General features: G+C 66.4%; 10 protein-coding genes. 2 read left to right on the plus strand and 8 right to left on the minus strand.

Features of this window, described 5'->3' with window-relative positions; translation table 11 throughout:
- Positions 1–139: 139 nt before the first annotated feature.
- From ITP53_RS47310 to ITP53_RS47320, 3 genes are read right to left on the minus strand one after another with little or no spacing between them, the layout of a single operon-like run.
- On the minus strand, positions 140–883 hold the full coding sequence (locus ITP53_RS47310) for an amino acid ABC transporter ATP-binding protein (protein WP_195902031.1): 744 nt from the start codon (positions 881–883) through the stop codon (positions 140–142).
- Complete coding sequence (locus ITP53_RS47315; RefSeq protein WP_195902032.1) at positions 880–1,707, minus strand: amino acid ABC transporter permease; 828 nt, start codon at positions 1,705–1,707, stop codon at positions 880–882. Before ITP53_RS47315 ends, ITP53_RS47310 begins: the two co-directional genes overlap by 4 nt.
- 3 nt (positions 1,708–1,710) lie before the next feature.
- The gene (locus tag ITP53_RS47320; protein ID WP_195902033.1) at positions 1,711–2,562 is read right to left on the minus strand and encodes an ABC transporter substrate-binding protein; all 852 of its coding nucleotides are present in this window, start codon (positions 2,560–2,562) and stop codon (positions 1,711–1,713) included.
- A 292-nt stretch (positions 2,563–2,854) separates the two neighbouring features.
- On the opposite strand from ITP53_RS47320, the gene ITP53_RS47325 reads away from it, so the two are divergent.
- Positions 2,855–4,045: an NAD(P)-dependent malic enzyme gene (locus ITP53_RS47325; protein WP_328818094.1), complete on the plus strand. Its 1,191-nt coding sequence runs from the start codon at positions 2,855–2,857 to the stop codon at positions 4,043–4,045.
- Between the two features lie 273 nt (positions 4,046–4,318).
- Positions 4,319–5,677 (plus strand): hypothetical protein, encoded by a 1,359-nt coding sequence (locus ITP53_RS47330; protein ID WP_195902034.1) that lies wholly within the window; start codon positions 4,319–4,321, stop codon positions 5,675–5,677.
- 51 nt (positions 5,678–5,728) lie between these two features.
- On the opposite strand, the gene ITP53_RS47335 is transcribed toward ITP53_RS47330, so the two are convergent.
- The 5 genes from ITP53_RS47335 to ITP53_RS47355 all read right to left on the minus strand — a co-directional run.
- Positions 5,729–7,225, minus strand: a complete 1,497-nt coding sequence (locus ITP53_RS47335) for a trypsin-like serine peptidase (protein ID WP_195902035.1) — start codon at positions 7,223–7,225, stop codon at positions 5,729–5,731.
- A gap of 175 nt (positions 7,226–7,400) precedes the next feature.
- Complete coding sequence (locus ITP53_RS47340; protein ID WP_195902036.1) at positions 7,401–8,969, minus strand: trypsin-like serine peptidase; 1,569 nt, start codon at positions 8,967–8,969, stop codon at positions 7,401–7,403.
- Between the two features lie 432 nt (positions 8,970–9,401).
- On the minus strand, positions 9,402–10,931 hold the full coding sequence (locus tag ITP53_RS47345; RefSeq protein ID WP_195902037.1) for a trypsin-like serine peptidase: 1,530 nt from the start codon (positions 10,929–10,931) through the stop codon (positions 9,402–9,404).
- A gap of 538 nt (positions 10,932–11,469) precedes the next feature.
- Positions 11,470–12,633 (minus strand): trypsin-like serine peptidase, encoded by a 1,164-nt coding sequence (locus ITP53_RS47350; RefSeq protein WP_195902038.1) that lies wholly within the window; start codon positions 12,631–12,633, stop codon positions 11,470–11,472.
- A gap of 195 nt (positions 12,634–12,828) precedes the next feature.
- On the minus strand, positions 12,829–13,675 hold an 847-nt coding region (locus ITP53_RS47355), incomplete at its 5' end, for a trypsin-like serine peptidase (RefSeq protein WP_195902039.1).

A 13,675-nucleotide genomic window follows, 5' to 3' on the forward strand; every position in this document is an offset into this window, starting at 1 on the left:
GGCACCGGCTCCGGTCAGGCACCGGCTCCGGTCAGGCACCGGCTCCGGTCAGGCACCGGCTCCGGTCAGGCACCGGCTCCGGTCAGGCACCGGCTCCGGTCAGGCACCGGCTCCGGTCAGGCACCGGGGGTGGGGGTGGTCAGCCCTCGGGGTGGAGGACGCGGTGGAGGAAGGCGCGGGTGCGTTCCTGGTGCGGGTCGCCGATGACCTGGGAAGGGGGGCCGTCCTCGACGATCACGCCGCCGTCCATGAAGGCCACCCGGTCGGCCACCTCACGCGCGAACCCCATCTCGTGGGTGACCACGAGCATCGTCATGCCCTCCTCGGCCAGCTTGCGCATGACCGTGAGCACGTCCCCGACCAGTTCGGGGTCGAGCGCCGACGTGGGCTCGTCGAACAGCATCAGGTCGGGGTTCATGGCCAGCGCCCTGGCGATCGCCACCCGCTGCTGCTGTCCGCCGGAGAGCTGGCCGGGCAGCGCGTCGCACTTGGCGCCGACGCCGACCTTGTCGAGGTTCTCCCTGGCGACGACCTCGGCCTCCGCCCTGCCCCGCTTCAGCACCCGCTGCTGGGCGATCATCACGTTCTGCAGCGCGGTCATGTGCGGGAACAGGTTGAACTGCTGGAAGACCATGCCGATGTGGCGGCGTACGGCGTCGATGTCCACGTCGGGATGGGTCACCTCGGCGCCCTTGACGAACACCTTGCCCCTGGTGGGCTGCTCCAGCAGGTTGACGCAGCGCAGCAGGGTGGACTTGCCCGAGCCCGACGGGCCGATGACGCAGACGACCTGCCCGGGATCGACGGTCATGTCGATGCCCTTGAGCACCTCGTTCCTGCCGAAATACTTGTGCAGACCTTGCAGTTCGATGGCGTGCGTCATCGGTTACTCCCCTTACGTCGCTCCAGCCGGGACGCGAGGTATCCCAGCGGGATCGTGACGATCAGGTACGTCACGCCCGCGACCATGATGGGCGTGGCGTTGGCGTGCGTCGAGGCCAGGTCGTTGCCGAACTTGGCGAGCTCGACGTACTCGCCGGACACGCCGAGGAACAGCACCAGCGAGGAGTCCTTGAGCAGGGCCACGAACTGGTTGGTGGTCGGCGGGATGACCATCCGGACGGCCTGCGGGATCACCACGGTGACCTGGGCGCGGGTGGCCGACATGCCCAGCGACCTGGCCGCCTCCGTCTGGCCCTTGGGCACGGCCTGCAGCCCCGCCCGGAACACCTCGGCCTGGTAGGCCGCGCCGACCAGGCCGAGCCCCAGAATGCCCTGTCCGTACGTGCCGAAGGGCACCTGGAAGCCCGGCAGCGCCAGCGGCAGGAACGTGATCAACAGGAAGATCAGCAGTGCGGGCAGGCCGCGGAAGATCTCGATGTAGACGACCGCGATCCAGCGGTAGGGCCGGACCTGCGAGAGCCGCATGAGCGCCAGCACCAGGCCGAGCACGAAGGCGAAGACGAACCCGCCGACCGCGTAGATGATCGTGTTCCGCAGCGCGATGGTGAACAGGTCGGGCAGGGCCTCCCGCGCCACGGTGGGCTTGGCGAAGTTCTCCGCCAGGCTGCCCCAGTCGGCGTACAGGACGAGGGCGACGAGCGCCACGAGGAGCACGGCGTACTGGACGCCCCGGCTGATCTGCTGTTTCTTCCGAGGGCTGAGCCTGGCGCGGACAGGCTCAGCCGTCGTCGGCTGGTCGGCCATGGATCAGCTCAGCTCGCCGGGCTTCTTGCCGAACCACTTCACGTAGATCTTCTCGTAGGTGCCGTCCTGCTTGGCCTTGGCGATCTCGTCGTTGATCGTCTTGAGCAGGACCGGGTCGGCGCCCTTCTTCATGCCGATGCCGTACTGCTCGCCTGTGTCGAGGCTGCCGATCAGCTCGAACTTCGCGGCCACGTCGGGCTTCTTGAGCCAGGTGAGCACCACGGGCAGGTCCTGGATGATCACGTCGGCCTGCCCGGCCTGCAGGGCCAGCAACTCCTTGGCCGAGTCCGCGTACTCGGTCGGGTCGTAGCCGTTCTTCTTGACGTAGTCGAGGCCGGTCGTGCTGGCCTGGGCGCCCAGCCTGAGACCCTTGGCCTTGACGTCATCCAGCGACTTGGCGCCGGTGCCCTTCTTGGCCAGCAGCGCCTGCGTGGCGTCGAAGTAGGGTGCGGAGAAGTCGATGTTCGCCTGGCGTTCTGGGGTGATGGTCATGCCGGCGGCCGCCACGTCGCACTTCTTCGCGGCCATGGCGGCACCGCTCTTGATCACCGCGAAGTCGATGTCCACGATGTTCTGGGTCACGCCCAGCTTCTTCGCGGCAAGGTCCACGATGTCCACGTCGAATCCGACGATCTTGCCGGTCTCGTCCTTGAACTGGAACGGCTCGTACGGGATGTTCGTGCAGACGGTGAGCTTGCCCGGCTGGACCAGCTGGGCGCCGCCGGCCGCCGAGGCGTCGGCACTGGTTGTGCCGGAATCACCGGATTCACTCCCGCACGCGGTCAGCGCGAGAGCAGCGGTCAGGGCGAGCGCGCCGGCGGTGAAGCCGCGGCGGCCCCGGGGGCTGAGGGCCATGTAAGGCCTCCTCGAAGTGAAAAGCCACGAAACTTGCGTTTTGTGCAGTTTAGATGGGGTTTCGCAGCACTCCGTCATCTGGCATTTAACGATGCGTCAACAGAACGGCGTCGGCGCCGACATCGAACACGATCCAATCACGTGGCTCACCTGTGGCACTATGGGGGTGACGGGTGACCCCCGAACCCCCTCCCAGACGGTCGACAGAGGGGATCCAGGCAGCTACAGAAGCCATCCCGCTCGTGCTCGTCCGCCGAAGGTTCTTCCGCTTCCATTGACGACAGGGGTCGCTGTGGCCGCCAAGCCAGCTTCTGCTTCCACCGAACAACTCGATCTCGATCCGGCCTTCGCCCTGCACCGCGGGGGCAAGCTCGAGGTTCGTTCGGCCGTTCCCGTCCGCGACGCCGACGACCTGGCCCTGGCCTACACGCCGGGTGTCGCGCGGGTCTGTACGGCGATCGCCGACACGCCGTCACTCGCCAAGGACTACACCTGGGTCTCCAACGTGGTCGCCGTCGTCACCGACGGCACCGCGGTGCTCGGCCTGGGCGACATAGGACCCTCGGCCGCCATGCCGGTCATGGAAGGCAAGGCGCTGCTGTTCAAGGAGTTCGCCGGCATCGACGCCGTCCCGCTCTGCCTCGACTGCACCGACGTGGACGGCATCGTGGAGACCGTCGTACGGCTCGCGCCGTCGTTCGGCGGCGTCAACCTCGAGGACATCAGCGCCCCGCGCTGCTTCGAGATCGAGGACCGGCTGCGCGACCTGCTCGACATCCCCGTCTTCCACGACGACCAGCACGGCACCGCCATCGTGGTGCTCGCCGCGCTCAAGAACGCCGCCCGCCTGACCGGCCGCCCGCTCGGCGACCTGCGCGCTGTGGTGGCCGGCGCGGGCGCGTCCGGCGTCGCGGTCACCCGCATCCTGCTGGAGGCGGGCATCGGCGACATCGCGGTCTCCGACTCCAAGGGCATGATCTACGAGGGCAGGGAGGGCCTCAACCCGGTCAAGGAGGCGCTCGCCCGCATCACCAACCGCGCCGGGCGCACCGGCTCGACGGAGGAGGCCCTGGCGGGCGCGGACGTGTTCGTCGGCCTGTCGGGTTCGACCGTGTCCGAGGGCGCCATCGCCTCCATGGCGGAGGGTGCCATCGTGTTCGCCCTGTCCAACCCGACGCCCGAGATTCACCCGGAGGTGGCCGCCAAGCACGCCGCCGTCGTGGCCACCGGGCGCTCCGACTTCCCCAACCAGATCAACAACGTGCTGGCCTTCCCCGGGGTGTTCCGCGGCGCCCTGGACGTGCGCGCGTCCGGCATCACCGAGAACATGAAGGTGGCCGCCGCCGACGCGCTGGCCGGCGTCGTGGGTGACGACGTGACGGCGGCGTACGTCATCCCGAGCCCGTTCGACGACCGGGTCGCGCCCGCAGTGACGGCGGCTGTGGCCGCGCAGGCCCGCGCCGACGGGGTCGCCCGCGCCTGAATTCCGTCCGTGAGCGGGGGCTTCGGCCCCCGCTCACCCCTTTTCCACGGCCTTGCCCAGTCCCGGATGGCTTCGCGGTTACCGGCCTTTGTGGCGGGTAGGCGGAGTGCCCGCGCGAGGAGGGACGGTCAGCCGGCCTGAGCAGCAGGTCGGGCGGGTGCGTGGGACGGAGTTTGCGTGTCCTTTGGGAACCAACATAAATCCTTTACGCAAGGTGCTATAACTGTAGCTCTCTGTAGGGATTGGGCGCCGACTCCTGTCACGAGGAGAGCGATGGAACGCGAGCCGAATCGACTGCTGCAGCAACTCATCGCGGAGGCGGATTTCTCCCACAAAGGGCTGGCCAGACGTCTCAACGATCTAGGAGCCGCACGCGGCACTCCGGGCCTCAAGTACGACCACAGCTCCGTGCTGCGCTGGATCGGTGGCCAGCGGCCCAGGGATCCGGTGCCCTCCCTGCTCGCGGAGATATTCGCCCTGCGTCTGGGCAGGCCGGTGACCTCGGAGGATCTGGGGATGCCGGCCAACATCACGCCCCTCGATCTCGGTCAGGAGTTCACGCACAGGTGGCAGGAGGGGGTCGCGACCGTGACGGCACTGTGGCGGGCCGACGTTGAGAGAAGGAGGTTCCTGATCGACTCGACGTTCGCGATAGGAGCAGGCTCCGTGGGAGCCATACGCTGGTTGACGTCCCCTTTCGAGGGGCATCCGAGCGGCAGGGGCGCGCGCCGGGTAGGCCGTGCCGACATCGCCGCGATCCAAGAGGTCACCCGTTCCTTCGGTGAGCTCGACAACCGCTTCGGCAGCGGCCGCGTCCGCTCGTCCGTGGTGAGATACCTCGACACCGCCGTCTCTCCGCTGCTCAAGGACGGCTCGTACGACGCGTCGACCGGTAAGCAGCTGGCCACAGCGGCCGCCGAGCTGACCCGCCTGGCGGGCTGGATGGCCTACGACATGGAGCAGCACGGGCTCGCCCAGCGTTACCTGCTCCAGGCCCTGCGCCTGGCCAGGGGCGCCGACGACCACACCCTCGGCAGCGAGATCCTGGCCGGCATGGCGCACCAGGCCATCTACATCGGTCAGCACGGCCATGCCCTCGACCTGGCCAGGGCCGCGCAGCTCTCGGCCCGCCGCGCGGGCGTGCGCACCCTGCTCGCCTCCGCGCACGTCCTGGAGGCTCACGCGCACGCCGGGCTGGGCGATCCCCGTTCCTGCGGCGCCGCCCTGCACCGGTCGGAGTCCGCCTTCGACACGCGCAGGCCCGCCGAGGAGCCCAAGTGGCTGAGCTACTTCGACGAGGCCTATCTGTCGGCGAAGTTCGCCCACTGCTTCCGCGACCTGGGAGAGGGCGAGCGGGCCGTCCGCCAGGCGCGCCGCTCGCTCGACATGGACTCCCGCTACGTCCGTGGCAGGATGTTCAACCTGTCGCTGCTGGCCGCGGGTCTGGTGCAGTGTGGCGAGCTGGAGGAGGCCTGCTCGACGGCGGCCGGGGCGCTGGCCCTGGCCGGTGATCTGCAGTCGGCCAGGTCCCGGTCCTACGCGGCGGACCTGCGGCGGCGGCTCGAACCGTACAAGAACGAGCGGCCTGTACGGGTGCTGCGCGAGCGTACGCGGGAGCTCACCACGGTATGAACACGAAACGGCCCGGGCCGCTCGCGATGAGCGTCCCGGGCCGTCTTCGCGTTACTTGAGAAGTTCGCCGTTGGGGCCGACGAGCGACTTGGTGGTGGCGTAGTTCGCCTTGTTGTAGACGTCGGCCACCTCTCCGTCGAAGTAGGCGGAGCTGATGTAGTCGATCCTGTTGTTCTCGTCGTTGTCGTGGAACATGCTCGTCACGCCGTTGACGTAGCCGGTGCGCTTGCCGTTGTTGTACTTCATGAGCCAGGGGCCGCCGTCGGCGCCGCCGGTCATCGAGCACTTGAGCACCTGGTGCGTGTCCACCCTGAACGTGTTGACCTGGTAGGTCTTGGTGCCGGTCTTGCCGTAGCAGTACTTCGGCGTCACGCCGGTGTACGCCTTGTCGCCGTCGGGGTGCGGGTCGGCCGGGTAGCCGAAGGCCATCACGGTCTGGCCCATGGGCTGGTTCCAGGCGAAGCCCTGACCGCCGACCACGTCACCGAGGCGGCCCATGTCCTTCGCGACGCCGAGGATGTACTCCGGCATGAAGTACTTACGGGACGTGCCGGGCTTGACCCACTTCTGCGTGTAGTAGTGGGTGATGGTGTAGTTCCCCGACTTGTCCGGGCCGTCGCCCTTGACGCCGAGACCTTCGTACTTGTCCCACTCCGGCTTGGTGACCTGCTCCACGGTCGGCTCGCCGAACTTGAAGCCCTGGCCCTTGCCGGCCTTGGCGGCCTTGTACGTGGCCTGGTTGACTTCCACCTTCTCCAGTACGGCGCCGGGGTAGTCGGGGCCGACCAGGTCAGCCGGCTTGTCCTCGCCCTCGGACCAGCAGTCGCCGAGGTTCAGCAGGCACTTGCGGAACTCCTTGGCGTCGATCTCCTGGGGCTTGATCCACTTGTCCCCGGCCCACGCCTTGTACTCCTTGCCCGTGACCTTCTTCTCACCCGACAGGGTGAAGCCGTTGTGCACGGCGACGAAGGCGAAGTCGCCGTCGTAGTCGTCGTAGAGGTCGAGGTCATAGGCGGTGAAGGCGTACGCGCCGGCGTAGATGCCGAAGGGGGCCTTGCCCTGGTAGTAGCCGGGGACGAACACCCACTTGTCGTAGACGTCGTCCTTGCCGTTCTCGAAGACGCAGTGGCCCGCGGTGGCGACCAGGTTGCGGTTCCTGGACTGGATGGCCGTGGCCGAGCACCAGCGGTAGTGGCCGGCCTTGTCCTGGAAGAAGACCTTGCCGATGGTCTTGGGCAGGTTGACGTTCGCGACCTTGGCGGGCTGCTTGTTGGTGCCGGTCGGTGCGGTGAGACCGGCCTTGCCGTCGGGGACGGCCTTGCTCTGGGAGCTGACCAGCTTGGGGACGTCCTTGACGTCGAGACTGTACTGGGTCGCCTTGCGCAGAGCGGCTCCGTTGGAGTCGAGCCAGAACTTCGCGGCGCTGTACGCGTCCGCGGGCTTGGGAAGAAGATCGTCGGTCGCCCAGCTTGGGTTGGCGTTGACCGGCTGGGTCATCAGGGCGGCGCTCAGGCCGGCGGCGGCTAGGGGGATGAGCAGGCGCTTCACGGAAGGCTCCACGGTTGTCAAAAAGGGTGTCAAAACCCTATCGACCCTTGAGTCACTCTGGTAAGGGAAATTATCAAATTTCACGAGAAAGGCCGAAGGGGCCCGGCTGATGCCGAGCCCCTTCGGATGGAGCGTCCGAACGATGACCAGGTCGCCGTCCGGGGTCCGTAGCGAACTACGGGATGAGCTTGCCCGACGCCGTGGCCGCGGCGGCCTTGTAGACGACGTTGGTCTCGCCGTCGAAGTACGCCGTGGTGATGGTGTCGTAACGCTTGTTGTCGTCGGTGTCAGCGATGAGGCTGGTGACACCGTTGACGTAGCCCAGGCGCTTGGCGTTGCTGTACTGGTACAGCCACGGACCACCGTCGTAGCCGGCGGTCACGGCGCACTTGAAGGACTGCTGCTCTTCGACCTTCTTCGATGCGATCGTGAGGGCCTTGTGAGCGGTCTTGCCGTAGCACCACTTCGGCGTGACGCCGGTGTAGGGCTTGTTGCCGTCGAGGTGCGGGCCGAACGGGTAACCGAAGGTCCGGACGTACTTACCGGACGGCTGGTTCCACGCGAAGCCCTGACCGCCGACGTTGTCGCCAAGACGACCAACGCTCTTCAGCTCGTGAACGATGATGTAGAAGTCGGTACGGAACCACTTCTTGGCGCTGCCCGGCTTCTGCCACAGCTGCACGTAGTAGTGCGTGATGTAGGAGTTGCCGCGCTTGTCAGCCTTGACGGTGCCAGGGGCCTCCGCGTTCGGGACCGGCGCCTTCGTGAGCTCGCCCTTGTTGTTCCACTTCGCGCCCTGCTTCGTCATGTACGCGAGGGCCTCGTTGTAGGTCACGCTCTCGGTGATGGGCTCACCGAACTTGCGGCCCTGGCCCTGGCCGATCTTGGCGGCCTGGTACACGGCCTGGGTGACCTCGAGCTTGGAGACCTCAGCGCCGGGGTAGTCCGGCCCGGTGACCTCGTCGGCCTTCTCCGGCTGGGCCCAGTAGAGGTCCTCGTTCTTCGGGTCGAGCTTCGCCTTGCGGAACTCGTCCCTGGAGACCTCGACGTCCTTGGCTTCCTTCTCGCCGTCGTAGGCGTCGAACTCGGCCTTGGTAACCTTCTTGGGCTGGTACAGCGCGCCGCCGATGCCGTCGTAGACGGTGACGAAGGCGTAGTCGCGGTCGAAGTCCTCGTAGATCTCGAAGTCGTAGTGGGTGAAGGCCTGCTTACCCACGTAGACACCGAACGGCGTCTTGCCCTGGTAGTAACCGGGGACGAAGACCCACTTGGAGACGACTTCCTTGTTGGCCGCGATGTCGTACACGCAGTGACCGGCCGTGGCGACCAGGTTGCGGTAGGTCGACTGGATCGAGGTACCAGAGCACCAGTAAAGCTTGCCGTTGCCCAGCTCGAAGAACACCTTGCCGATGGTCTTCGGCAGGTTCACGTTCTGAACCTTGGCGGTGGTCTTCTTCTCCTCGCCAATCGGGGCAGTGGAGCCCGGCTTGGTGTCGGAGGTGTAGCCGCCCTTGAACGTGGTCTTGGTGACCTCAAGAGCGTCGGGGTTGAACGCCGTGGCGCTCTTCAGCGCCGCGTTGTCCGACTTGGTCCAGAACTCCAGGGTCTCGACGGCCTTGGCCGCGGACTCAGCCATGAGCTGGTCGGCGATCGTGTCGTCGGCCTGGGCGGTGCCGGCCAGACCAGCAGCCAGCATGCCGGTGGCCAGAATGGCGCCGCCGGCGGGGAGGAGGATGCGCTTCAAGGTAACTCCTTGCGCTGTCGTGGAACGCTTTCTGCGTCCCATTCGTCAGTAAAGGGATAGCCAGGAACATACAGTGTCGATCTTGATCCCGGGTAGCCGCTTTGAAAGGAAAAGATGCGACAAGCCGGGTGTGATCATTCTGTGATGTTTAGCTATCCGATGCGCAGGAGCTGAGTGAAGCTCACCTCGTGACTGTTTGGCCTGATCAACATAAAGATGTTGTCAGTGTGACTTCAGGGGCTGGGGCATCCGCGTGATCGCGATCGAGCGGGCAGTGTGACGCAGATCACACCAAGTTGATGGCACCGTATCGGCATGGCATGCGTCCAACGACCCAACATTTCCGGGAAAGCCGAAGGGCCCGGCTGGATGCCGAGCCCTTCCACTTACCACGGTTGTAACGAGCGGTTCAGGGCCGGTCGCTGACCGTTACTAGATGACCTTGCCGGACCAGGAGTTCGCGGCGGCCTTGTAGACGGTGTTCGTCTCACCGTCGAAGTACGGCGAGGAGACGTAGTCCACGCGGCCGTTGCCGTCCTGGTCGTTGAAGGTGCTGATGACACCGTTGACGTAGCCGAGGCGCTTGGCGTTGCTGTACTTGTACAGGAACGGACCACCGTCGGCGCCCTCGGTCATGGCGCACTTGAGGGCCACGTGCTCCTCGATCTTCTTGGCGGCGGAACCCACCAGCTTCTTCGAGGTCTTGCCGTAGCACCACTTCGGCGTGATACCGGTGTACGCCTTGTTGCCGTCGGGGTGCGGGCCGGCCGGGTAGCCGAACACACGGACGTCCTTCTCCGTGGGCTGGTTCCACGAGAAGCCCTGGCCACCGACGTTGTCGCCGAGACGCCCCGCGTCCTTGGCGAAGCCCTCGACGATGAAGAACACCGTCTTGTAGTACTTGGTGTCCGAGCCCGGCTTGTACCACTGCTGCACGAAGAAGTGCGTGATGGTCCAGTTGCCGCGCTTGTCCTGCACGACGGTCGCCGGGTACTTGGCGGCGTCGCCCTCCTGAGCCTTCTTGTAGGCGGCGGCCTCGGAGTCCGTCACGATCTCGGTGACGGGCTCACCGAACTTGCGGCCGTTGCCCTGGCCCAGCTTGGCGGCCTTGTAGGTCGCCTGGGAGACCTCGACCTTGCCCACCTCGGCACCCGGGTAGTCAGGACCGGTCGCCTCAGGCGCCGTGCCCCTCTTCACCCAGAACGCCTCGGTCGACGTGGGGTCGAGCTTGCCCGCGCGGAACTCCTCGCGGCTGATCTCGACGTCCTTGGCGTCCTTGACGCCCTGGTACTTGTCCCACTCGGCCTTGGGGACCTGCTTGCCGGTGCCACCGTCGAGCTGGACGCCGTTGTACACGGTCACGAACGCGTAGTCGCGGTCGTAGTCCTCGTACACGTCGAAGTCGTAGTGGGTGAAGGCCTGCTTACCCACGTAGATCCCGAACGGCGCCTTGCCCTGGTAGTAACCCGGGACGAAGACCCACTTGTCCATGGTGTCGCTGTTGGTCGCAGTGTCGTACACGCAGTGACCGGCCGTGGCGACCAGGTTGCGGTACTTCGACTGGATCGAAGTGGCGGAGCACCACTTCTTCTCACCCTTGCTGTTGACGAAGAACACCTTGCCGATGGTCTTCGGCATGTTCACGTTCTGCGTCTTCGAGGAGCTCTTGCTCTCCTCGCCGATCGGAGCGGTGGTGCCCGGCTTGGTGTCCGAGCTGTAGCCGCCCTTGCTCTGCAGCTTGGCGACGTCCGTCTTGGTCCAGACATCGGACGCGGTGGCGGCCTTCAGGGCAGCACTGTTGTTCTCCGCCCAGAACTGGGCGATGGCCTTCGCGTTGGCCGCGCTCGCCGCCATCTGGTCGCTGGCGACGTCGCTGTCGGCCTGAGCACCGCCGGCGAGGCCGGCAGCCAGGAGGCCGGTAGCCAGAATGGCGCCACCGGCGGGGATGAGGATGCGCTTCAAGGGAACTGCTCCTTGCTCTGTCGTGGGTCGCAACATGCGTCCCATGCGTCAGTAAAGGGATAGCAAGGAACATAGCGTGGTGATCTCCGCAGGTGGAACCCGGTTTGAGCAATCCGGTAGTCACCCTTACCGCCGTTACCGTGCTGTTACCAGTCAGAGATCTTCGCGCGTCGTGATCGTCTGGTTACGTTTTCGCAGGGTATGGAGGGGTTATCGCTTACGGGACGGAAGTACCGTTAGCGAGCCAACACATAGCGTAGGCAGGTTTATGTGACTCAGATCACAGGAACCAGATTGGACCCCAGCCCGTCTAAGTTCGTTCCAATCCTCACAGGTGATCTTCAGGCTCGGTTCCGGAGCGCTCGGAACCCGGCCGTCCGGCCCCGTACGGGCACTCCTCGATACGCGGGCACCCCTCTATATATGGACGTCCCTATATAGAGGGGTGCGTGGGGGTGCGTGCCGCGCGCTCGTGCGGTGCCAGGAAAACCAAAAGCGAGGGCCCCGGATCGGGGTCCTCGCCTTCTCTTTGCGGGTCTTACTTGTACAGCTCGCCGTTCGGACCGACGATCTTGCCCGTCCACATGTTCTTGGCCGCGTCGTAGACGGCGGCCGTCTCGCCGTCGAAGTACGGCGAGGTGATGTGGTCCACGCGGTCGTTGGCGTCCTGGTCGGCGAACGTGCTCGTGGTGCCGTTCACGTAGCCGAGACGCTTGGAGTTGCTGTAGTTGAGCAGCCAGGGGCCGCCGTCGTAGCCGGGGGTCACGGCGCACTTGAGCCCGAGGTGCTCCTGGATCTTGAGCCAGGGGGCGCCGACGGTCTTGGCCGTGGTCCTGCCGTAGCAGTCCTTCGGCGTGACACCGGTGTACGCCTTGTCGCCGTCGGGATGCGGGGCCGCGGGATAGCCGAAGGCGCGGACCGGCCTGCCGGCGGGCTGGTTCCAGGCGAAGCCCTGACCGCCGACGTTGTCGCCGAGACGGCCCGCGTCCTTCGACAGCAGGAGGTAGTAGCGGCCGCCCCACGAGCGCTTGGGGCCGGAGAAGCGCTGGTAGTCCCGGCGGTCCACCTGCTTGACGCCGTTGGCGAGGATGCCGCTGTAGACGGTGACGAACGCGTAGTCGCGGTCGTAGTCCTCGTACGTGTCGAAGTCGTAGTGGGTGAAGGCCTGCTTGCCCACGTAGATGCCGAACGGCGCCTTGCCCTGGTAATAGCCGGGGACGAAGACCCAGTTGCCGAGCAGCTCCTTGTCGCCGTCCGTGTCGTACACGCAGTGGCCCGCGGTGGAGACCAGGTTGCGGTAGTTGGACTGGATGGAGGCGGCCGAGCACCAGCGGAAGTCGCCGGCGGCGTCGACGAAGAAGACCTTGCCGACGGTTTTGGGGATGTTCACGTTCTGGGCCGTGGCGGTGGACTTCGACTCGCCGGACGGCGCCGTGGTGCCGGGCCTGCCGCCAGGGCTGTGGCCGCCCTTGGAGACGACCTTGCGCACGTCTTTCGAATCCCAGGTGTACTGCGTCGCGGAACGAAGGGCGGCTCCGTTCGACGCGAGCCAGAACGACGCGACCGAGGCGGCCTCGGTGGAGTTGCGGGCCATCGGATCGCGGGAGATGCCGCGGTCCGCGTGCGCGGCGCCGGACACGCCGGCGGCGAGCAGGCCGGTCGCCATCAGGGCGCCACCGGCGGGGAGAAGGATTCGCTTCAACAAGACTCCAGGTTGCCCTGACATGAGGCGCTCGTGCACCTCCGAAACTCAGCAAACGGACAGCCCGGAACCTACAGTGCTGACTCTGATCATGGAATTTCCGGTGGATCCTGTCAGCGCCGCCAAGGGGCGCCGTGATCGTACCGAGACGGGGATTCAGCTGATCATCTCAAGTGATCGAATGGTTGCAGTGACTTACATCACATTTGCGAGGGTGGTCTGCGCGGCGGCGTACCGGTAGACCTCGCCCGTGGTCGTGTCGAAGTACGGGCTCGACACCGCGTCGTACGCGCCCGCGGCGTCCCTGTCCCAGGTCAGGCTGTTGACGCCGTTGAGGTTGCCGAGCCGGCGATCCTTGTCGTAGTCGAGCAGCCAGGGGCCGCCGCTCGCGCCGGGACTGAAGTCGCACGGCTGGAGCCGCACGCCCTTCTGCAGTTCGAGGCTGAGCGCCCCGGTCCAGCGGGTCACGCTCCCGGGGCAAGCCTGCAGCGCCTTGCCGTTGAACGGGCGCGTGCCGTCGGGCTGGGCACCGGCCGGGTAGCCGAACGCGGCCTCCGTGTACGTGCTCGGCTTCTTGTTGAGCTCGAGGCCCTGGCCACCCACGTTGTCCTGGAGCCTGCCGATGTCCTCCATGACGTAGGCGCCGGCCTTGGCCGTCCAGGAGAAGCCGCGGTGCACGGTCACGAACGCGTAGTCGTAGTCGTAGTCGCCCCGGCCCGACCAGTCCTCGTGCACGCTGATCGAGGCGCCCACGTAGATGCCGTCCGGCGTCTCACCGTTGGGTCCCGGGTTGGGGACGAAGATCCAGTTCTCGGCCGCCTTGGCCTGCCGCGGGTCGTACACGCAGTGTCCGGCCGTCGCGACCACGCTGTGGTTCTTGGCCGCGATCGAGCTGGCCGAGCACCAGTACTCCTTGTTCCCGAACCGGAAGAAGACCTTGCCCATGGTCTTGGCGGCCGTCGCCTGGCGCGGGAGGGCGGGGCTCACGGACTGCGCGGCGGTCGTGCGCTTGATCGCGGCGACGGGCTGGGTGGGCGCGGCG

The organism is Nonomuraea cypriaca (assembly GCF_015645445.1).
GTDB lineage: Bacteria > Actinomycetota > Actinomycetes > Streptosporangiales > Streptosporangiaceae > Nonomuraea > Nonomuraea cypriaca.

What these genes read in the sequence shown, in the direction of transcription:
- ITP53_RS47310 (WP_195902031.1), bottom strand. Translation starts at nt 883, where the DNA reads ATGACGCACGCCATCGAACTGCAAGGTCTGCACAAGTATTTCGGCAGG.
- ITP53_RS47315 (WP_195902032.1), bottom strand. Translation starts at nt 1,707, where the DNA reads ATGGCCGACCAGCCGACGACGGCTGAGCCTGTCCGCGCCAGGCTCAGC.
- ITP53_RS47320 (WP_195902033.1), bottom strand. Translation starts at nt 2,562, where the DNA reads ATGGCCCTCAGCCCCCGGGGCCGCCGCGGCTTCACCGCCGGCGCGCTC.
- ITP53_RS47330 (WP_195902034.1), top strand. Translation starts at nt 4,319, where the DNA reads ATGGAACGCGAGCCGAATCGACTGCTGCAGCAACTCATCGCGGAGGCG.